Here is a 20,917-nt window from a genome sequence, read left to right as displayed (position 1 = left end):
CGCTATGACTAACGCAGCAGACAGAGCGACTCAGAGATCCAGCACCAGCCGCGCCGTCTTGGCGCGTGAGCAACAGGGCAAAAACTGGTCGTTGGCGGCCTGTTCTTCGGGGGTCAGGTAGCTGTCTTTGTGCTCGGGCACACCTTGCAACACCCGGGTCAGGCAGGTGCCACAGACACCCTGCTCACAGGCAAACTCGATCTCCACACCCGCAGCAGATAGAGCCTGCAGCACCGTCTGGCCACCTGCCACGGGGATCACCTTGCCGCTGCTGGCCAGTTGCACTTCAAAGCTGGCCTCGTCTGCGCTGTGTTTCACCTCGGCAGCAAAAAACTCGTAGTGCAACTGTGCCTCGGGCCAGCCTTTGGCACGGGCGCTGCCCAGCACCGCGTCCATGAAGCCCTTGGGACCGCAGACATACAGGTGCTGACCCGGTGTGGGTGTTGCCAGCATCGCCGTCAGATCCAGTTGTTGTGCGGGTGCGGCGTCGTCAAAATGGAACTGGACACGCTGGGCAAAGGCCGACGCTGCGATGTGCTGGACAAAGGCGGTACGTTCCCGCGAACGGCTGCAGTAATGCAGCTCAAAGTCAGCCCCGCTCTTGGCCAGGTGCTCAGCCATGCACAGAATGGGCGTGATGCCAATGCCACCGGCCAGCAGCAGATGGCGTCGGGCATCCTGCTGCAAGGCAAAGTGGTTTTTGGGCGGGCTGATCTGCAAGGTCTGCCCGGTCTTAATCAGATCATGCACCGCCACCGAGCCACCGCGTGATGCCGGGTCACGCAGCACGCCAATCACGTAGCGATGCTGCTCTTGAGGGTCATTGCACAGCGAATACGAGCGAGTGAAACTGCCGAGCAAATGCACGTCAATGTGAGAGCCTGCCGAAAACGCGGGCAGGCTCTGCCCCGGTTGCGCCATCAGTTCCAAGGCGCAGATGTCTTGCGCCTCGGTCCATTTGCGCGTCACACGCACAGAAAGTGTCGAGCTTGTCATGTTGCTATGAGAAATGGAGTTAAGCAGCCAATGCTGACAAGGGCTGTGCGGCATCCTGTGCCAATAAGCGGTCTAATACGCGGCGCGACTGCACACCACCGGCGTCGATGTTGAGCATCAGCAAGGCGCGCTCGGGGTGCGCCAGCAGGTTCTTTTGTTGGCGCTCCAGCATCTCCAGGTCTTCGGCAAAAATTTTGCCCTGGCCCTCGCGGATGCTGGCGGTGAGCGCACGGTCTTCGGGTTTGAACTTGCGCGCCATGCCCCAGAAGTAATGGATCGAGGTCTCGGTCTCGGGGGTGATGAAGTCCACCACCACGCTGTAAGCTTTTTTGTCGTTGGGCGCGTCGTAACCACCATGCCCCTGGTGCGCCACGCCCACTTCAATCATCACATGGCTCGGCGGGGTGAAGCGGCAAATCTGCCAACGGTCCACCGGCACATCGTCGGCCAGGTTGTTGGCACGCAAACCCATTTTCCAAAACGGCGGCGGCTGGATGCCGCTCATGAAGCGGCTGGTGACCACCATGTCGCCCTCGGTGGTGGTCTTACAGGGCGTCTCATCAATTTCTTTCTGGCCGATGCTGGTGGCGTGCACATAGGTCTCGTGCGTCAGGTCCATCAGGTTGTCGATCATCAGGCGGTAGTCGCAAGCGATGTGGTACAGCCCACCACCATAGGCCCACTCGGGGTTGTCATACCAGTCCATGTGCGGGATTTGGGCCTCGTCGGCCTGGGCCGCATCACCCGGCCAGACCCAGATGAAGCCGTAGCGCTCCACCACCGGGTAACTTTTGATGGCGGGAAAACCGCGCACACGCTGGCCCGGCATGGCGATGGTCTTGCCCTCACAGCCCATTTCCAGGCCGTGGTAACCACAGACCAGTTTGCCCTCAGACACATAACCGAGCGACAGCGGCGCACCCCGGTGTGGGCAGAAGTCTTCCACCGCGGCCACCTTGTTGGCCTCGCCACGGTAGAAGGCGATGGATTCGCCGCAGATGGTGCGGCCCAGGGGTTTGTCGTCGATCTCGTTGGGGGTGGCAGCAACATACCAGGTGTTTTTCAGGAACATGGTGACCTCTATGGGGTGGGCTAAGGGTTAGGTAAACCGTTGGATGCACCAATTTTGTATACAACAACCCCCTAAAACAAGCTGATTTGCCCTTTATAAAGGGTAAATCCTAGGATACTGTATCCAATAGCAGATATAACAAGATGTTGAACAGGTCACCCCTGCGCATGCTGGCGGCCAAACCCAACGCCGCCGTGGGAAATGTGAGCGCCCCGGATCAACGGGGCAGGAGCTGGGGTGTTTTGAAGCGCGCTGCGAGGCAAACTCGTGTGCCCGGGTGGGGTGCCGGCCTGACCATGGGTTTCAAGCCAAATGGGTCTCTAGCCCTTATCCAACAAGGGCCAGTAGCTCCTGATATTGCAGTAGCTTAACGCTGCAACCAGCGTTGCATCGCTGCCGTGACGGCCTCGGGCTGTTCCAGCGTGCTCATGTGGCCGCAGTGGCGGACCACCACCAGCTCGGCATCCCGGATGATGCGGGCAAACGCTGCGTGTTGCTCGGGCGGGCTCCACAGGTCTTGCTCACCGGTCAGCACCAGGGTCGGGCCGCTGATGGTGGGCAACACCACCGCAGCGTCCGGACGGGCCAGCAGCGCGTGGATCTGTGCGGCAAAACGCTCGGGGTTGCTGCGCTCTAACATGTCCAGAATCGATTCAAACAGCGGCGTGCCATGCACGTCCGGGTGCACCATGTTGGGTAACCATTGGCGCCCCATGACCCGCATGCCCTGCTCTTTGGCCAAGGCCACCAAGGCCAGTCGGCCCGCTTTTTCCTTGACACCGGGCTCCCCCTCGGCCAGGGGGTGGGTGCCGGTATCGAGCAAGGCCAGATGTGACACACGCTGCGGCGCCAGGCGCACCACCTCCAGCGCCACCCGCCCGCCCATCGAATGGCCGGCCAGTGCAAACACCCCGGGCGGTGCGGTCTCCAGCACCTGGCGGGCCATGTCGGCCAAGGTGGTGCGCAGGCCGTAGTCCATCACGATGCAGTCATGGGTGGCCGACAAGGCGGGCAGTTGTGGTGCCCAGACGGCGTCATCACACATCAGCCCAGGGCAAAGGATCAAAACGGGTTTCATCTCAGGTCACTCCAGTCAATCGCAGGGGCCAACACAGCTGGCACAAGCACCAGGACACTGCAATAAGCTTGCCAGTATCCCGTCCAGAATAAGGTCGGGTCTGGTGCACAGCATGGTCTGACCGACATCCCGGCGCCTTCACCTCAGATCATCGCAGCCTGGTATGACAACTGGCTGTCAGATCACTCGACCCGTGTCACCGACGCCGGTTTGAAGCCCAGGTCCGCCAGCTTGCCCTTGCGCGCCCGTGCGGCACGGGCGTTGTTGAGGCTGCGGATTTCCAGGGTTTCATCACGCACTTTGCCACCACGGCCGATGCCGTCGATGCGCACACTGCGGTTGTAGGCGCAGGCACCAGCCAGCGTGTCCTTGTCTTCCAGGTCGATCAGCATCAGGCCACGCCCGCCGTTGGCCAGGGTCTTGAGTTCACTGATCTCAAAGGTCAGAATCCGCCCACCCACCGAGGCGCAGGCCACATGGGTGGCCGCTGGCCATGGTGCCGAGCCCGCCTCACTCGCCACCACCGAGGGCGCGCACAGCACCTCTCCGTCGTTGACCGTGACAAAGGCCTTGCCCGCCTTGAACTTGCTGACCATGTTCTCAACCGATGCCAGGAAACCGTAGGCACCGGAACTGGACAGCAGCAGCGTGGCGCTCATCGGCCCGGCAAAGTAATACAGCAGCTGGGTGCCTGCCTCCAGTTCGATCAGGCTGGTGATGGGTTGGCCATCACCACGACCACCCGGCAGCAGCGACACCGGCACCGAATAAACGCGGCCATTGCTGCCAAAGGCCAGCAAGGTGTCCACCGTGCGGCACTCGAAGGTGCCGTACAAGGCATCCCCGGCCTTGAAGGTGTATTCCGGCTGCGCGGCACCAACCGTTGCCGCGCCAGCACCTGCCGTGCGCTCCTTGGCCCAGCCTTTTTGTGCACGCACCCAGCCTTTTTGGCTGACCACCACCGTCACCGGCTCGTCCACCACCTTGACTTCGAGCACGACTTTTTTCTCGGCCTGGATCAGGGTGCGGCGTGGGTCGGCAAAGGTTTTGGCATCCGCCTCAATTTCCTTGACCATCAGGCGGCGCAACACGGCCGGGCTGCCCAGCAGTTCTTCGAGTTTTTGTTGCTCACCACGCAGACCAGCCAATTCCTGCTCTATCTTGATCGCCTCCAGCCGGGCCAGTTGGCGCAAGCGGATTTCAAGAATGTCTTCGGCTTGGCGTTCAGACAGTTTGAAGCGCTCTATCAGCGCCGCTTTGGGCTCGTCACTCTGACGGATGATGGCAATCACTTCGTCAATATTGAGGAGCACCAGCGCCCTGCCCTCCAGGATGTGGATGCGATCCAACACCTTGTCCAAGCGGTGCTGCGAACGCCGCTCGATGGTGGTCTGGCGAAACGCAATCCACTCGGTGAACATCTGGCGCAGCGACTTTTGCGTGGGTCGGCCATCCAGGCCAATCATGGTCAGGTTGATCGGGCTGGTGGTCTCCAGGCTGGTGTGTGCCAGCAAGGTGTTGATCAGTTCCTGTTGGCCGATGCGGCTGGTTTTGGGTTCACATACCAGGCGCACCGCGGCGTCTTTGCTGGACTCGTCACGCACCCCGTCCAGCACCGACAGCAGCGTGGCCTTCAGCTGGTTTTGCTCCAGCGTGAGCGCCTTTTTACCGGCCTTGACCTTGGGGTTGCTCAGGTCCTCAATCTCTTCCAACACGCGCTGGGTGCTGACACCGGGCGGCAACTCGGTCACCACCAATTGCCACTGGCCACGCGCCAGATCCTCGATCTTCCAGCGCGCACGGCATTTGAGCGAACCGCGACCGGTGCGATACGCCTCGGCAATTTCACCTGCGCTGCTGATGATCTGGCCTCCGCCTGGGTAATCCGGCCCGGGCACCAGGGAGAACAACTCGTCGTCAGTCAGCTCGGGGTTCTTGATCAGCGCCACACAAGCTTGTGCCACTTCACCCAGGTTGTGGCTCGGGATTTCGGTGGCCAAACCGACCGCAATACCGCTGGCGCCGTTGAGCAGCGCAAACGGCAGGCGGGCGGGCAGCTGGCGAGGCTCTTCGGTGGATCCGTCGTAATTCGGTGTGAAGTCGACCGTGCCTTCGTCGATTTCGTCGAGCAGCAGGCTGGTGATTTTGGCCAGGCGCGCTTCGGTGTAACGCATGGCAGCGGCACCGTCGCCGTCACGGCTGCCAAAGTTGCCCTGGCCGTCGATCAGCGGGTAACGCTGGGAAAAGTCTTGCGCCATACGCACCAGCGCGTCATACGCAGCACTGTCGCCATGCGGGTGGTAACGGCCCAGCACATCACCGACCACGCGCGCGCACTTGACCGGCTTGGCGCCGGTGTTGCCATTGGCCCCACCAAACCCTAAGCCCATGCGCGACATGGCGTACAAGATGCGGCGCTGCACCGGCTTCTGGCCGTCACAGACGTCGGGCAAGGCGCGGCCCTTGACCACACTGAGCGCGTACTCCAGGTAAGCACGCTGGGCGTAACTGGCCAGACTGGGGGTCTCGTCCGCATCAGGTTGGCTGGGCTGCGGTGGGTCAATCAAAATGATGTCGGTCATGGGGAAACTCTTGTGATCTGCTCTGACTGTTGTAGCTGCTAGCCCTTGACTTGTAAGGGCTGAAGGCAAAAATGACTAAATATCCAGGTCCACCGAATCGCCGTGCAACTCCATCAGGTCGCGCCGGGCACCGGCTTCACCCTTGCCCATGAGCTTGGTCATCAGCTCGGCGGTCTGTTTGGTGTCTAGACCGCCCAGCCCCACCTGCAGCAGGCGGCGGGTGTCGGGGTTCAGGGTGGTGTCCCACAGCTGTTCGGCATTCATCTCGCCCAGACCTTTGAAGCGGCTGATGGTCCAGGCGCCTTCACGCACACCTTCCTTGCGCAACTTGTCCAGTATCACCGTCAACTCACCTTCGTCCAGCGCATAGGCTTTGGACGCGGGCTTTTTGCCACGCGCAGGTGCATCGACCCGGAACAAGGGCGGGCGCGCCACATAAATATGACCGGCATCCACCAGCTTAGGAAAGTGTTTGAAAAACAGGGTCAGCAGCAGCACCTGGATGTGTGAGCCGTCCACGTCCGCATCACTCAGGATACAAATCTTGCCGTAACGCAGGCCACTCAGGTCGGGGGTATCGTCCGGGCCGTGGGGGTCCACACCAATCGCCACCGCGATGTCATGGATTTCGTTGTTGGCAAACAGGCGGTCACGCTCGACCTCCCAGGTGTTGAGCACCTTGCCGCGCAACGGCAGAACGGCCTGGCTTTCCTTGTTGCGGCCCATCTTGGCACTACCACCGGCCGAATCCCCTTCGACCAGGAACATCTCGTTCTCGAGAATGTCACGGCTTTCGCAGTCGGTCAGCTTGCCGGGCAACACCGCCACGCCTGAGCCCTTGCGTTTTTCGACCTTCTGGCTGGCCTTCTGGCGGCTTTGAGCGGCCTTGATCGCGAGTTCGGCCAACTTCTTGCCGTGTTCCACGTTCTGGTTGAGCCATAACTCCAGCGCCGGGCGCACAAAACTCGACACCAGCCGCACCGCGTCGCGCGAATTGAGGCGCTCCTTGATCTGGCCCTGAAACTGCGGGTCCAGCACCTTGGTCGAGAGCACATAACTGGCACGCGCAAACACATCGTCAGGCAACAGCTTGACACCCTTGGGCAGCAGCGAATGCAACTCGACAAAACTCTTGACCGCGGTGAACAAGCCATCACGCAGGCCGGACTCGTGGGTGCCACCGGCCGTGGTCGGGATCAGATTCACATAACTCTCACGCACCGGCTGACCGTCTTCGGTGAAGGCCACACACCAGGCCGCACCTTCACCGTCGGCAAAACTGTCGTTCTGCGCGTCGGCAAAACCCGCCCCTTCAAACAGCGGGATCACCGGTTCGGCCGTCAGGGTCTGTGTCACATAGTCACGCAAGCCGCCTTTGAACAGCCAGGTCTGGGTTTCCTTGGCCTTCTCTTGTGTCAGGCTCACCGTGACGCCGGGCATCAACACCGCCTTGCTGCGCAGCAAGTGCTCCAAGTGCGCCATCGGCAGCACCATCGACTCAAAATACTTGGCATCCGGCCAGACCCGCACCAGCGTGCCGCTGCGGCGTTCGCCGTCACCAGCTGGTCGCACACTCAAAGGCTCGATCACATCACCGCCCGAGAACACCAACCGAGCCACCTGGCTCTCGCGGTAGGTGGTGGCCTCCAGTCGGCTGCTCAAGGCATTGGTCACGCTGACACCCACACCGTGCAGACCACCCGAGAAGCTGTAGGCGCCGCCACTGCCTTTGTCGAACTTGCCGCCGGCGTGCAACTGGGTGAACACAAGCTCAATCACCGGTGCGTTCTCAGTGGGATGCAAGCCAAACGGGATGCCACGGCCATCGTCCTCGATGCTGACCGAGCCATCGGCAAACACCGTGACCTTGATTTTTTTGCCATGTCCAGCCAGCGCTTCGTCGGCCGCGTTGTCCAGTACTTCCTGGATGATATGTAGCGGGTTGTCTGTGCGGGTGTACATGCCCGGACGCTGTTTGACGGGCTCGAGCCCTTTCAAAACGCGGATCGAACCTTCAGAGTATTCAGAGTTGGGTTTGGTAGCCATAGCCTGTGATTGTAGTCATGGGCCGGCAATCCACTGGATGCAAAAACAGGTAATCAACAGCGTTTGGGCCTCAGACAGCGCCTTTTGAACCAATTGGCTATATTCCAGCGATGTCTGAACACAGCCCCAAACTCTCTCTCACCCAGATTCTGATCTGTGGTGCTGCCATCGTGACCGTTTCGATGGGTATCCGCCACGGTTTTGGCCTGTGGTTACAGCCGATTACACAAGCCCAGAGCTGGAGCCGTGAAACTTTCGCTTTTGCGCTGGCGATCCAAAATCTGGTGTGGGGGGTGTCCGGTATTTTTGCCGGCATGCTGGCCGACCGGTTTGGCGCCTTTCGGGTGATTGTGTCGGGTGCGCTGCTGTATGCGCTGGGTTTGTTGGGTATGGCTTATGCCACGTCGCCGCTGGTCTTTTCCCTGACCACCGGGGTGCTGATCGGCATGGCGCAGGCTGGTACCACCTATGCCGTGGTGTACGGCGTGATTGGCCGCAATGTGTCGGCCGACAAACGCTCCTGGGCCATGGGCATTGCGGCAGCAGCCGGGTCGTTTGGCCAGTTTCTGATGGTGCCCACCGAAGGTTTCCTGATCAACAGCCTGGGCTGGCAAAACGCCCTGGTGACCCTGGCGCTGGCGGCGCTTGTGCTGCTGCCGCTGGCCTGGGGGCTGCGTGAGCCCGATGCCCGAGGTGGTGCCGGGCATTTCCGTGAGCAATCCATCCTGCAAGCGCTGCGCGAGGCCTTGCACTACCGTAGCTTCCAGTTACTCATGGCCGGTTATTTTGTGTGTGGTTTTCAGGTGGTGTTCATTGGTGTGCACATGCCAAGCTACCTCAAGGACCATGGCCTGCCGCCCCAGGTGGCCAGTTATGCACTGGCCCTGATCGGCCTGTTCAATGTGTTTGGCACCTACGCGGCCGGTGTGCTGGGCCAACGCCTGCAGAAAAAACACATCCTGGCCTTCATTTACCTGGCGCGTGCGCTGGTGATCAGCGTGTTTTTGCTGGCACCGCTGACGCCGCTGAGCGTCTACGTCTTTTCAGCGGTGATGGGCCTGCTGTGGTTGTCCACGGTGCCACCCACCAATGCGGCGGTGGCCCAGATTTTTGGGGTGGCGCATCTGTCGATGCTCGGTGGATTTGTGTTCTTCAGCCACCAGATTGGCTCGTTTCTGGGTGTCTGGCTCGGTGGCTGGTTGTACGACCGCACAGGTAGTTATGACATCGTCTGGTATATCGCCATCGCGCTGGGGGTGCTGGCCGCCCTCGTGAACCTGCCGGTCAAGGAGACGGCGATTGTGCGCAGCCCCGCACCACAAGCCGCCTGAGCGCATGAAACCCGCCGTCAGACTTCTGGGGTACGCCATGATGCTCGGGCTGCTGGCGCTGGTGTTTGTTTTGTATGGCCAGGCCGACTTCATGTTGATGCTGGCAAACCAGGTCTGGGGCTGTTTCTGAGCGTCTGCGTGCCAGATACATGCGCCGTGTCACCCGCCAAACCTTTACCTGGATGCCGGTCTGGCGCAGCATCCACTCTCGCTAGAATAAAGGGCTAACCCTGGAGCCAGCTCGCAAGATGACCTCTCTATCCCGACCCATCACCGGCAGCATCGTTGCCTTGATCACCCCCATGCTGCCAGACGGCGCGGTAGATTACCCGGCCTTGCGCAAACTGATCGACTGGCACATCGCCGAGGGCACCGACTGCATTGGTGTGGTCGGCACCACCGGTGAATCCCCCACGGTGAGCATCCAGGAAAATTGCGAAGTCATCCGCGTCTCGGTGGAGCAAGCCGCAGGCCGGGTGCCAATCATGGCCGGATGTGGCTCCAACTGCACCGCTGAAGCCATTGAACTGGCCGGTTTTGCCAAAAGCGTTGGCGCCGACTGCCAGTTGCAGGTGGTGCCCTACTACAACAAACCCACCCAGGAAGGTCTGTACCAACACTTCAAGGCGATTGCCGAAGCAGTCGACCTGCCGATGGTGCTGTACAACGTGCCAGGCCGCTCGGTGGCTGACATGTCGGTCGAAACAACCCTGCGTCTGGCCCAGCTCCCGGGCATCATCGGTATCAAGGAAGCCACCGGCAACCTGGACCGTGCCCAGTGGCTGATCCGCGAAGCACCCGAAGGCTTTGCCGTCTACTCGGGTGACGACGCCACGGCGGTTGCCCTGATGTTGTGTGGTGGCCAAGGCAACATCAGCGTCACCGCCAACCTGGCGCCCCGCCTGATGCATGAACTGTGTCAAGCGGCGATTGCTGGCGACGCAAAAGGTGCCATGGCCATCCAGTTCAAACTGATGCCGCTGCACAAAAACCTGTTTCTGGAAGCCAATCCGATCCCGGTGAAATGGGCTGCAGCTCGCCTGAACCTGTGCGGCCCGACCCTGCGCCTGCCCATGACCGAGCTGAGTGCAAGCTACCAACCTGTCGTTGAAGTTGCCCTGCGCACCGTGGGCCTGCTCTGAGCTGACCCTGCCAACCTCTCTTCCTGAAGGATATTTTGTGAACCATTCCCCAAAATTTTTGTTGCTCGGTCTGACCCTGGCGCTGAGCGCCTGCTCGGTGTTACAGAGTGACAAGGTTGACTACAAAAGCGCCGCCACCAACAAAACCCCCACGCTGGAAGTTCCGCCTGACCTGACGCAGCTTTCCAAAGACACCCGTTACAACCTGCCTGGTTCGGCGGTGACCGCTTCGAGTTACCAACTCGCTCAAAACACGGTGGTGGCCACCCCCACCGCAACAGCGTCCCTGGGTGACGTGCGCATCGAGCGCTCCGGCAACACCCGCTGGCTGGTGATCAACCGCCCGGCCGACAAGTTGTGGGAGCCGGTCAAGGAGTTCTGGCAAGACAACGGTTTCCTGCTGGCGATGGACCAGGCCAACCTGGGCATCATGGAAACCGACTGGGCCGAAAACCGCGCCAAGATTCCCCAGGACTTCGTCCGCGCCACCTTGGGCAAGGTGTTTGACTCGCTCTACTCCACCGGTGAGCGCGACAAGTTCCGCACTCGCCTGGAACGCAGCACCGACGGCAGCACCGAAATTTTCATCAGCCACCGCGGTATGGTCGAGGTGTATGACAGCAAGGAAAAGGAACGCACCGTGTGGCAGCCCCGCGCCGCCGACCCCGAGCTGGAGGCCGAATTCCTGCGCCGCCTGATGGTCAAGCTGGGTGTGGGTGAAGAACAATCCAAAGCCCTGTTGGCAGCCGGTGTGGTCAAGGAAAACACCCAGGTCGCCACCGTGGGTGGGCAGCCGGTGGTGCAACTGGCGGACGGCTTTGATCGCGCCTGGCGCCGGGTGGGTCTGTCACTGGACCGCACCAACTTCACCGTGGAAGACCGTGACCGCAGCAAGGGCCTGTACTTTGTGCGTTATGTGGCCCCCAACGCCGACATGGAAAAAGACGAACCGGGCTTTTTTGGCAAACTGTTTGGCAAGTCCAAACCGGATGCACAACCGTCGAAATTCCGCGTGGCCGTGCTAAGCCAGGGCAATGCCACCACGGTGTCGGTGCAAAACGCTGACGGTAGCGCAGCCGCCGTGGCCGATGCACAACGCATCATCAAGGTGCTGGCAGAAGACCTGAAATAAGACCGCTTAGAGAAAAGCCACCTGCCGTGACCGGCAGGTGGCTTTTTTTATGGCCAAATTGGCTCCGGCCCTTATCTAATAAGGGCTAGTAGCTACAAAGACTGCAGCGCCTGAGTGATTGCCTGGCCCAGATCCTGGGTCTTGGCGCAACCACGCAGATCGGGCGTGCGGGGTGCGCCACTGCCGGGGGCCAGCACCTGTTCAATGGCTTGCAACACCGCGTCATGGGCAGCGCGGTAGCCCAGAAAGTCCAGCATCAGCGCGCCACTCCAGATCTGGCCAATCGGGTTGGCCTTGGCTTGGCCAGCGATGTCTGGGGCTGAGCCATGCACTGGCTCAAACAGCGAGGGGTGGGTGCGCCCAGGGTTGAGGTTGGCACTGGGTGCAATCGCAATTGTTCCGGTGCAAGCCGGACCCAAGTCACTGAGGATGTCGCCAAACAGGTTGCTGCCCACCACCACATCAAAAAAATCCGGCCGCTGCACAAAATGCGCGGTCAGGATGTCGATGTGGAACTTGTCCACCGTGACATCTGGGTAGGCTTTGGCCATCTCGGCCACCCGCTCGTCCCAGTACGGCATGGTGATGGCGATGCCGTTGGACTTGGTGGCGCTGGTCAGGTGTTTTTTGGGGCGAGATTGGGCCAGATCAAACGCAAACTTGAGCACCCGGTCCACCCCGACGCGTGACATCACAGTCTCTTGCATCACGATTTCGCGCTCGGTGCCGGCAAACATGCGCCCACCGATGCTGGAGTATTCACCCTCGGTGTTTTCACGCACGATCACCATGTCGATCTCACCGGGCGCACGCGCACTGCCGTCACGGCGCACCACCGGGCAGGTGATGCCGGGCATCAGGCGCGCCGGGCGCAGGTTCACATACTGGTCAAACTCACGGCGAAACAGCAGCAAAGAACCCCATAACGACACATGGTCCGGGATTTTTTCCGGCCAGCCCACCGCACCGAAGTAAATCGCGTCGTGGCCGCCGATCAAATCTTTCCAGTTGTCGGGCAACATCTGGCCGTGCCGCTCGAAGTACTGCCAGCTGGAGAAATCGAAGTGATCCATCTGCAGTTGGATGCCAAACTTGTCGGCCGCAGCTTCAAGCACACGCAGACCCTCTGGCATCACCTCCTGGCCAATGCCGTCACCGGCAATGACAGCAATCTTGTGTGTGGCCACGTGCTCTCCTTACTTGACCTTGGCGCGGATTTCCGGAAGGGCTTTTTGCAGGTAATAGACCATTGACCAGACGGTCATGATCGCGGCCAGCCAGATCAGCCAGACACCCCAGAGGTGGGTGTCGATCAAGCCGAACAGCAGCCCGTCATACAGCAGGAACGGGATCGCCACCATTTGGGCGGTGGTCTTGAGTTTGCCGATCATGTGCACCGCCACACTGCGCGAGGCACCAATCTGCGCCATCCACTCGCGCAACGCCGAGATCGCGATCTCGCGGCCAATGATGATCAGACCCACAAACACATCGGCACGCCCCAGGTGCACCAGCACCAGCACACAGGCACAGACCAGAAACTTGTCGGCCACCGGGTCCAGAAAGGCACCAAAAGCCGACACCTGGTTGAGCCGGCGCGCCAGAAAACCGTCGAGCCAGTCGGTGGCGGCAAACACCACAAACATCACGGTGGCAATCTGGTTGCGGTGGGCTGGCTCAATCGGCAGGTAAAACACACCAACGATCAAGGGAATGGCCGCAATACGCGCCCAGGTCATGAGGGTAGGAATGGTCCAGAACATGTCTCGATTGTGGCATGCAGCCACCGTCTCACCCGCACCGATCAGTGCAACGCCCGATAGATTTCTTCCGCCAGTTCATGCGAGATGCCTTCGACACTGGCCATGTCATCCACCGAGGCCATTGCCACCCCCCTGACACCACCAAAACGCTGCAACAGGCGGGCACGCCGTTTCGGGCCGATGCCAGGGATGTCTTCGAGCTTGCCACCGTCCATACGCACCTTGGCGCGCGCCGCGCGCATGCCGGTGATGGCAAAACGGTGCGCCTCGTCGCGGATCTGCGCCACCAGCATCAGTGCGGCCGAGTCCTTGCCCAGGTAGACCTTCTCGCGCCCATCGGCAAATACCAGCTCTTCCAGGCCGATGCGTCGGCCCTCGCCTTTTTCCACCCCCACGATCAGCGAGAGATCGAGCCCCAGTTGCGTGAACACCTCACGCGCCATGCTGACCTGGCCCTTGCCACCGTCGACCAGCACCAGGTCCGGCAAACGACCGGTGCCCGGTGGGGTTTCGCCCGTGCGTTTGGCTTCCTGCAAGACCTCGGCGAGCTTGCCGTAACGACGTAACAAGACCTGGCGCATCGCGGCGTAATCGTCACCCGGTGTGATGTCGGTGATCTTGTAACGCCGGTACTCGGCGTTTTGCATCTTGTGGTGGTGAAACACCACACACGAGGCCTGGGTTGACTCACCCGCAGTGTGCGAAATGTCAAAACACTCGATGCGAAGCTCGTCCAGGTCGTCCAGCCCCAGATCCAGCGCCTCGTAGAGGGCGCGGGTGCGCGCCTGTTGGGAGCCTTCTTCGGATAACAGCCGAGCCAGTTGCAGGTTGGCATTGGTTTGGGCCATCTCCAGCCAGACCCGGCGTTGTTCACGCGGCGCATGCACCGCCGTGACCTTGATGCCGGTCTGTGCGGTCAGCGCTTTGAGCAGCGCCTTGTCCACCGGGGCGCTCACCACCAGCGAGGGTGGCACCGGCACATTCAGGTAATGCTGGGCGATGAAGGCGTCCAGGATGTGTGATTCAACCGAACGTGCCGCCGCGCCCTCGTCCTCTAGCTCCAGCGCGGCGCCGTCTTGCACCTGCACCGGAAAGTAGGGCCGATCCCCCAGATGGCGCCCGCCACGCACCATGGCCAGGTTGACGCAGGCGCGCCCGCCCTGCAGCTTGACCGCGAGGATGTCGACATCGCGGTCGCTGACGTTGTCCACACTCTGCTGGTGTAACACACTCGAAAGCGCGGCGGTCTGGTTGCGCAACTCGGCTGCCTGCTCGAATTCGAGTTTGTCGGCGTGCGCCATCATGCGTGCCTGCAGGCTGCTCATCACCTCTTGTGCGTCGCCATTCAAGAAACGTTCGGCATCTGCCACATCCTGGGCGTAGTCGGCAGGTGAAATGTGGCCCACGCAAGGGCCGGAGCAGCGTTTGATCTGGTACAGCAAACAAGGCCGGGTGCGGTTGGCAAACACCGACTCCTCACAGGTGCGCAGTTTGAACACCTTTTGCATCAGCAAAATCGCTTCCTTGACCGCCCAGGCACTGGGGTAGGGGCCAAAGTAGTGGTGTTTTTTCTCGACCGCACCCCGGTAATAGGAGACGCGGGGGAACCAGTCACCATTGATCCGGGTCACCGACGATGGTGTGTCTTTTGGGCCTGTAGCCCTTACAGATAAAGGGCCAGGCGCCCCTTTTTTTGCAAGAAGGCTGCTGTCTTTGGGCAGAGGTGCCGGGGCGCTGATCTTGAGGTAAGGGTAACTCTTGTCGTCCCGAAACAGGATGTTGTACTTGGGGTTGAGCGTCTTGATCAGGTTGTTTTCAAGCAGCAGCGCCTCGGCCTCGGAGCGCACCACGGTGGTCTCCAGCCGCACAATCTTGCCCACCATGTGGCCAATGCGGGTGCCGCCGTGGTTCTTCTGGAAATAACTCGACACCCGTTTTTTGAGGTTGATCGCCTTGCCCACATACAACACCTGGCCTTGGGCATCAAAGTAGCGGTAGACCCCCGGCAACGCGGGCAGGCTTGCCACATCATTGAGCAGTTGCTCGGGGTGGACACCGGCAGGAGCCTCTGGCTCCCCACCATCGGGGCTGAGGGTCACAACGGGCGGCAGTTCGGCAGGCAGCTTGACGGGGTCAACGGGTGGCACGGGGTTTTCAGGCAAATCAGACATAGGGCGCTATTGTGGACAATCCCGGTCATGAATTTGCCACCTGCTCAGCCCAAATTGCACTGGGATATTTTTTGCCGCGTGATCGACAACTTTGGTGACATCGGTGTCTGCTGGCGCCTGTGTGTGGATCTGGCACAACGCGACCAGACCGTGCGGCTCTGGGTCGACGATGCCTCGGCCCTGGCCTGGATGGCGCCCGATGGTGCACCCGGAGTCACGGTGCTGCCCTGGACCAGCCCTTTCACACAACACGGTCAGAGCCCCGGCGATGTGCTGGTGGAAGCCTTTGGCTGTGAGATTGATCCTGAATTCATAGCTGCATACGCCCACAAGATAAGGACTACAGGCCAGATAAGCCAGTGGATCAACCTCGAATACCTGAGCGCCGAGGCCTACGTCGCGCGCTGCCACACCCTGCCCTCGCCCGTGATGTATGGGCCGGGCCAGGGGCTGACCAAGCATTTTTTCTACCCTGGCTTCACACCCAACACCGGCGGCCTGTTGCGCGAAGCCGATCTGCTGGTCCGCCAGGCCAGTTTCGAGCGCAGCGCCTGGTTGACAGCACAAGGCATAGCCTGGCAAGGCCAGCGCCTGGTCTCGCTGTTTTGTTACGAACCTGCAGGCCTGCCCGATTTGCTGCACACCTTGGCTGCGGACGACAGACCCACACAGCTGTTGGTGACCGCAGGACGGGCAAGCGCCGCGGTGCACCACATGGTTGAGAACAAAATTGACCTGAAGCCCTTATTTAACAAGGGCCAGAAGCTCTCAATTTCATACCTTCCTTTGCTGTCACAGACCGACTACGACCACCTGCTGTGGGCCTGTGACATCAATTTTGTGCGCGGTGAAGACTCGCTGGTGCGCGCCCTGTGGGCTGGCAAACCCTTGGTCTGGCAGATCTACCCGCAAGACGATGATGCCCACCACCACAAGCTCCACGCCTTCCTGGACTGGCTGCAGGCACCACCCGCATTGCGCCGCGCACACCAGCGCTGGAACGGTTTGCCGGGTAGGGGCACCGACGACGTCAACGCGCCATTGTTCACGACCGAAGACGAGCGAACTTGGCAAGCTGCCTGCCAGCGCGCCAGGCAAACGCTGCTGCAGCAAAACGATCTGGCAAGCCAATTGCTCGATTTCATGACAAAAACCCACTAAAATAGCGGGCTTTGCGGCATGTGGTCGATTTTTCATCGAGTGCTCCAGCCGCCCTCGCCGCCAGATGCGCGGCCTAACTTCACTCTGACTCTATGAAAATCGCTCAAGAAATTCGCGCCGGCAACGTCATCATGCAAGGCAAAGACCCGATGGTCGTCCTGAAAACCGAATACGCCCGCGGTGGCCGCGGTGCTGCCACGGTGCGCATGAAGCTCAAGAGCCTGATCGCCAACTTCGGCACCGAAGTCGTGTTCCGGGCCGACGACAAGATGGACCAAGTCATTCTGGACAAAAAAGATTGCACCTACTCCTACTTTGCCGACCCGATGTACGTGTGTATGGATGCCGAGTACAACCAGTACGAAGTGGAAGCAGAGAACATGGGCGACGCACTCAACTACCTCGAAGACGGCATGGAAGTCGAAGTGGTGTTCTACGACGGCAAGGCCATTTCGGTTGAACTGCCTACCACCGTGGTGCGTGAAATCACCTGGACCGAACCCGCCGTCAAGGGTGACACCTCTGGCAAGGTTCTGAAACCCGCCAAAATCGCGACCGGTTTTGACATCGGTGTGCCAATTTTTGTGGCTCAAGGCGACAAGGTCGAAATCGACACCCGTACTGGCGAATACCGCAAACGGGTCTAAGGACCAGCGAGCGGCTTCACTGCCAAAAACAAGCAGGGCTTCACAACGTGAGGCCCTTTTTTTTACCTGACAATTCGGACCATGGAACACACCCAACCCCTGACCCAACACGTCACCGAACACAAGCTGGCTGACGCCCTGGCTGATCTGTTGCACCACCCCGTCGAAGAGACAGTGCTGCACCCGAATGCCTACCGACTGGCCTTTGCCGACCCCGAATTCCTGCTGCGCCGCGACACCCGTGGCATCCGCATCCAGCTGGAAATGCTCAAACCCGAGATCGACCAGAGTGAACAAGGCATCGACAACACCATCGTGGTGTTTGGCAGCGCCCGTTTTCCTTCACCCGAAACCGCCGACGCCGCCATGCGGGCCGCCCTGGCCTGCGCCGACCCGGCCGACATCCAGCTGGCCCAGCGCCACCTGCGCAATGCCCGCTACTACGACCAGGCACGCCTGTTTGCCCGGCTGGTGGCGGCCTACAGCAACGACCAGACCCACAGCGCCAAACTCTACATCTGCACCGGTGGTGGCCCCGGCATCATGGAAGCGGCCAACCGGGGTGCCCACGAGCTGGGCGCACCCACCGTGGGGCTCAACATTGCACTGCCGCATGAGCAGTCGGCCAACCCCTATGTCACCCCGGCGCTGAGCTTCAAGTTCCACTATTTTGCGATCCGCAAGATGCATTTCATGATGCGCGCCAAGGCGCTGGTGGCCTTCCCTGGCGGTTTTGGCACGCTCGATGAGCTGTTTGAAGTGATCACCCTGGTGCAGACACGCAAAGCCCGACCGGTGCCCATCGTGCTGTTTGGCAGTGACTACTGGAAACGCCTGCTCAACATCGATGTGATGGTTGAAGAAGGGGTGATCTCACCCGAAGACCTCAAGCTGTTCCACTACGTCGACACCCCCGAAGCCGCCTGGGACGTGATCCGGCACTTTTACGCGCTGTAAGGCCTCAGGGCCGCACCGAGCCCGCTTTGGGTGGCGGGCGCAAAAACCAGGCTGAGCGTGCGCCCAGACCTACCGCGGTGCCCACGGTCCAGAACACCAGCGACACGCCCAAGGTGGCACCGGCGGTGCCAAACAACATCGGCATGAACACACTGGAGGCATTGATCGCCATCAGCCGAAAGCCCAGCGCTTCACCATGGCGTGACTCCGGGGTGATTTGGTGCAAGGTGCTCATGATCATCGGTTGTACCGAACCCAAGGAGAGCCCCAGCAGCGCCGAACACACGGCCATGGCCCAGGCCGAGTGGGTCAGCGGGTAGATGGCAAACAACAGTGCGGTGCTCAGCATGGCGCCGGTCACCACCACCCATTCCCGCAGATGTGCCACCAGAAACGGCAACACCACCCGCACGGCCGTGGCCGCCAGCGCAAACCCACCCAGAATCGCACCGATGGCCGAGGCACTGACACCGCGCTCATGCCCGAGCACCGGCACCACAAAGGTGTGGACATCCCAGCAGGACGACAGCAGCCAGTTCACCAGCATCAGGCGGCGCATCATGGGTTCACGCATCAGGTCCCAGGCGCGGCCTTTTTTGCCACCCGGCTGGGCCACCACCGGCGGCAATTCCAGGGTGTGACGCACCCACAGCCAGGTCATCAGCGGAAAACATGCCAGACAGGCAAAACTCAGCCTGAAACCACCCTGGTCAATCAGGATACCGGCCACCAGCGGCCCGACAAAATTGGCCAGCGCCGGTCCAATCGACAACCAGCTGAACATGGACTTGAGCTGCGTCGTGTCTTGCGCCGAGCGCCCGACATGGCGCTGCACACAGATCGATGCCACCCCAGTGGCGCCACCGGTCATCAAGGCGCTCAGGCACAAGACCGGAAACACCGGGAACACAAAGGCCAACGCCGCACCTGCACTGGCCATGCCGACAGCCAGCCTCATCGGCCGTTTGAAACCATGGCGGTCGGTGTAACGCCCGGCAGGCATGGCCAGGAACACCTGGGTCAGCGCAAACAAGGCCAGCAGCGTGCCCACGGCCAAGGCACTGTAGCCCTCACGCAGGGCCAGCAGGGGTGACGCGAGCCGCATACCGGCCATACAGGCGTGCAGGCAGATGTGGCCAGCAATCAGCCGCGCTAGGCCCATTTGGGGCAACACCGGATTCGGCGCGGCGGGCTCACTCAGAGGGGCAGAGCTCACGCGCCGGGTGTCCCTTCACTGCTGTCAAAGTCGCGGTCCAGCGTGATCAGCGACTGGGCCTGGGTCTCGGGCAAAGCCTCTACCGTTTTCAGAGCACGCCCCATCGCGCGGCTGCGGGTTTGGGCGCTGTCCAGCGTCTTGAGCACGGTTTCGGTCTGGGCCTTGACCTTGGCCAGCACATCACCAAATTTGCCAAACTCGGTTTTCACCGCACCGAGCACCTGCCAGACTTCGCTCGAGCGTTTCTCGAGCGCCAGGGTTCTGAAGCCCATTTGCAGGGAACTCAGCATCGCCAACAGTGTGGTCGGCCCGGCCAGCGTCACACGGCAGTCGCGTTGCAAAGCCTCCATCAGGCCGGGGCGGCGAAGCACCTCGGCGTACAGGCCTTCGGTCGGCAGGAACAAAATCGCAAAGTCGGTGGTGTACGGTGGCTCCAGGTACTTGTCGGCAATCGACTTGGCCTCCAGGCGGATGCGTTGCTCCAGTGCGCGCGCAGCCAGCTCGGCAGCCACCACGTCGGCACGCCCCTGGGCATCGAGCAGGCGCTCGTAATCTTCATTGGGAAATTTGGCGTCAATCGGCAGCCACAGCGGCTCACCCGAATCAGAACGTCCAGGCAGCTTGATGGCGAAGTCGACCACGTTTTTGCTGCCCGGACGCGTTGCCACCTGGGCCGCGTATTGGTCTGGCACAAAGACCTGCTCGAGCAGGCTGGCGAGTTGGGCCTCACCAAAAATACCGCGGGTTTTGACGTTGGTCAGCAGGTGTTTGAGGTCACCCACGCCCTGCGCCAGCGTCTGCATTTCACCCAGACCTTTGTGCACCTGCTCCAGCCGATCCGCAACCTGTTTGAAACTTTCACCCAGGCGGGCCTGCAAGGTAGTCTGCAATTTTTCATCAACAGTGGCACGCATTTCGTCGAGTTTGGCGGCGTTGTTGGTCTGCAACTGGGCCAGCTGTTTCTCAAGCGTCTCGCGGATCTCGCTCATGCGCCGCACATTGGATTCACTCAAACCCGAGAGCTGGGTCGAGAGCGTGTCGGACAAGGTTTTTTGCAGCAGCGCCAGCTGCTGGCCAAAGGCATCAATCTGGGTGTTTTGGGTGCGCGTGGCTTCGGCGCCTTGCTGCACCAGCGTCTGCTGGAAGGTGGCTAGGTTCTGCGCCAGTTCCTGGCGCGCGCTACGGGATGAGTCGCTGATGTCGCGCTGCAAATCACGCGCGAGTTTGTCGCTGCTTTGGGTGATGAGTGTTAGCAGCGCCTGATGGCGGGTCAGCTGGGCCTGCTGCTCTTGCTGCCGGTTGGCCAGTTCGATGGCGTCGGGCTGCTTGACCTGACTCAGGCGCTGCCACAGCACCAGCAACAACACCACATTGATCACACCCAGCGCCAGCGCGCCCCACATTGCCAAATCAGTCACGTTCAAATTTCTCCTGGGTTCCGATTGTGGTTCAAAACCGAATACCCCTGGCCTGCGGTTTTGACTGCTTTATATAAAGAATAAGCCTCCAGCCCTTTTATCAAAAGGACTATCAGCTATTATTTTCATAACAAATGATTCAACCCACAAGGCCAATCAGGGTTGGCACCGTGTCGATCAAAGCACCATCTGTTAGTGCGTGACC

Annotated in this window: 17 protein-coding genes; 7 read left to right on the top strand and 10 right to left on the bottom strand. The window is 60.7% G+C overall.

The genetic code is table 11. The features are described 5' to 3' along the window. Positions 1-30: 30 nt before the first annotated feature. From KKO72_RS10595 to KKO72_RS10575, 5 genes are all read right to left on the bottom strand, one after another. Positions 31-996 carry a PDR/VanB family oxidoreductase gene (locus KKO72_RS10595; protein WP_214938048.1) on the bottom strand — a complete coding sequence of 322 codons (966 nt, stop codon included), beginning with the start codon at positions 994-996 and terminating at the stop codon, positions 31-33. Between the two features lie 19 nt (positions 997-1,015). Next, positions 1,016-2,068 carry an aromatic ring-hydroxylating dioxygenase subunit alpha gene (locus KKO72_RS10590; RefSeq protein ID WP_214938047.1) on the bottom strand — a complete coding sequence of 351 codons (1,053 nt, stop codon included), beginning with the start codon at positions 2,066-2,068 and terminating at the stop codon, positions 1,016-1,018. Between the two features lie 367 nt (positions 2,069-2,435). Further along, positions 2,436-3,146: an alpha/beta fold hydrolase gene (locus tag KKO72_RS10585; RefSeq protein WP_214938046.1), complete on the bottom strand. Its 711-nt coding sequence runs from the start codon at positions 3,144-3,146 to the stop codon at positions 2,436-2,438. A 182-nt stretch (positions 3,147-3,328) separates the two neighbouring features. Further along, the gene (gene parC / locus KKO72_RS10580) at positions 3,329-5,728 is read right to left on the bottom strand and encodes a DNA topoisomerase IV subunit A (RefSeq protein ID WP_214938045.1); all 2,400 of its coding nucleotides are present in this window, start codon (positions 5,726-5,728) and stop codon (positions 3,329-3,331) included. Positions 5,729-5,803: 75 nt separating this feature from the next. After that, positions 5,804-7,774: a DNA topoisomerase IV subunit B gene (locus tag KKO72_RS10575; protein ID WP_214938043.1), complete on the bottom strand. Its 1,971-nt coding sequence runs from the start codon at positions 7,772-7,774 to the stop codon at positions 5,804-5,806. Between the two features lie 110 nt (positions 7,775-7,884). On the opposite strand from KKO72_RS10575, the gene KKO72_RS10570 reads away from it, so the two are divergent. The 4 genes from KKO72_RS10570 (at position 7,885) to bamC (ending at position 11,379) form a co-directional block, all read left to right on the top strand. After that, complete coding sequence (locus tag KKO72_RS10570) at positions 7,885-9,105, top strand: MFS transporter (protein WP_214938041.1); 1,221 nt, start codon at positions 7,885-7,887, stop codon at positions 9,103-9,105. 4 nt (positions 9,106-9,109) lie between these two features. After that, on the top strand, positions 9,110-9,235 hold the full coding sequence (locus KKO72_RS21180; RefSeq protein ID WP_256445083.1) for a hypothetical protein: 126 nt from the start codon (positions 9,110-9,112) through the stop codon (positions 9,233-9,235). Positions 9,236-9,353: 118 nt separating this feature from the next. Further along, positions 9,354-10,247, top strand: coding sequence for a 4-hydroxy-tetrahydrodipicolinate synthase (gene dapA / locus KKO72_RS10565; RefSeq protein WP_214938039.1), 894 nt, complete (start codon positions 9,354-9,356; stop codon positions 10,245-10,247). A gap of 37 nt (positions 10,248-10,284) precedes the next feature. After that, entirely contained in the window at positions 10,285-11,379 is a 1,095-nt protein-coding gene (gene bamC, locus KKO72_RS10560; RefSeq protein ID WP_214938038.1) for an outer membrane protein assembly factor BamC, read from the top strand. Positions 11,380-11,471: 92 nt separating this feature from the next. On the opposite strand, the gene KKO72_RS10555 is transcribed toward bamC, so the two are convergent. Genes KKO72_RS10555 through uvrC form a run of 3 tightly spaced genes read right to left on the bottom strand, consistent with a single transcriptional unit; the run spans position 11,472 to position 15,313 of the window. Then, positions 11,472-12,566 (bottom strand): tartrate dehydrogenase, encoded by a 1,095-nt coding sequence (locus KKO72_RS10555; protein WP_214938036.1) that lies wholly within the window; start codon positions 12,564-12,566, stop codon positions 11,472-11,474. A 9-nt stretch (positions 12,567-12,575) separates the two neighbouring features. Further along, positions 12,576-13,142 (bottom strand): CDP-diacylglycerol--glycerol-3-phosphate 3-phosphatidyltransferase, encoded by a 567-nt coding sequence (gene pgsA / locus KKO72_RS10550; protein WP_214938034.1) that lies wholly within the window; start codon positions 13,140-13,142, stop codon positions 12,576-12,578. Positions 13,143-13,183: 41 nt separating this feature from the next. Continuing rightward, the gene (gene uvrC / locus KKO72_RS10545) at positions 13,184-15,313 is read right to left on the bottom strand and encodes an excinuclease ABC subunit UvrC (RefSeq protein WP_214938032.1); all 2,130 of its coding nucleotides are present in this window, start codon (positions 15,311-15,313) and stop codon (positions 13,184-13,186) included. Between the two features lie 27 nt (positions 15,314-15,340). Here uvrC and earP point away from each other — a divergent pair, with 27 nt between their 5' ends. From earP to KKO72_RS10530, 3 genes are all read left to right on the top strand, one after another. Continuing rightward, on the top strand, positions 15,341-16,474 hold the full coding sequence (earP, locus tag KKO72_RS10540; RefSeq protein WP_214938030.1) for an elongation factor P maturation arginine rhamnosyltransferase EarP: 1,134 nt from the start codon (positions 15,341-15,343) through the stop codon (positions 16,472-16,474). A 92-nt stretch (positions 16,475-16,566) separates the two neighbouring features. Continuing rightward, positions 16,567-17,121 carry an elongation factor P gene (gene efp, locus KKO72_RS10535; protein WP_214938028.1) on the top strand — a complete coding sequence of 185 codons (555 nt, stop codon included), beginning with the start codon at positions 16,567-16,569 and terminating at the stop codon, positions 17,119-17,121. 81 nt (positions 17,122-17,202) lie between these two features. Next, complete coding sequence (locus KKO72_RS10530) at positions 17,203-18,078, top strand: TIGR00730 family Rossman fold protein (RefSeq protein ID WP_214938025.1); 876 nt, start codon at positions 17,203-17,205, stop codon at positions 18,076-18,078. Between the two features lie 4 nt (positions 18,079-18,082). Here KKO72_RS10530 and KKO72_RS10525 read toward each other — a convergent pair whose 3' ends face one another. Together KKO72_RS10525 and rmuC are read right to left on the bottom strand one after the other, a co-directional pair. Beyond that, on the bottom strand, positions 18,083-19,240 hold the full coding sequence (locus KKO72_RS10525) for an MFS transporter (RefSeq protein WP_214938061.1): 1,158 nt from the start codon (positions 19,238-19,240) through the stop codon (positions 18,083-18,085). Between the two features lie 50 nt (positions 19,241-19,290). Further along, positions 19,291-20,697 (bottom strand): DNA recombination protein RmuC, encoded by a 1,407-nt coding sequence (rmuC, locus tag KKO72_RS10520; protein WP_214938060.1) that lies wholly within the window; start codon positions 20,695-20,697, stop codon positions 19,291-19,293. Positions 20,698-20,917: the final 220 nt, after the last annotated feature.

This window comes from Rhodoferax sp. U11-2br, assembly GCF_018619435.1.
In the GTDB taxonomy this organism is placed as follows: domain Bacteria; phylum Pseudomonadota; class Gammaproteobacteria; order Burkholderiales; family Burkholderiaceae_C; genus Rhodoferax.
This window is presented reverse-complemented; position numbering and strand designations above follow the sequence as displayed.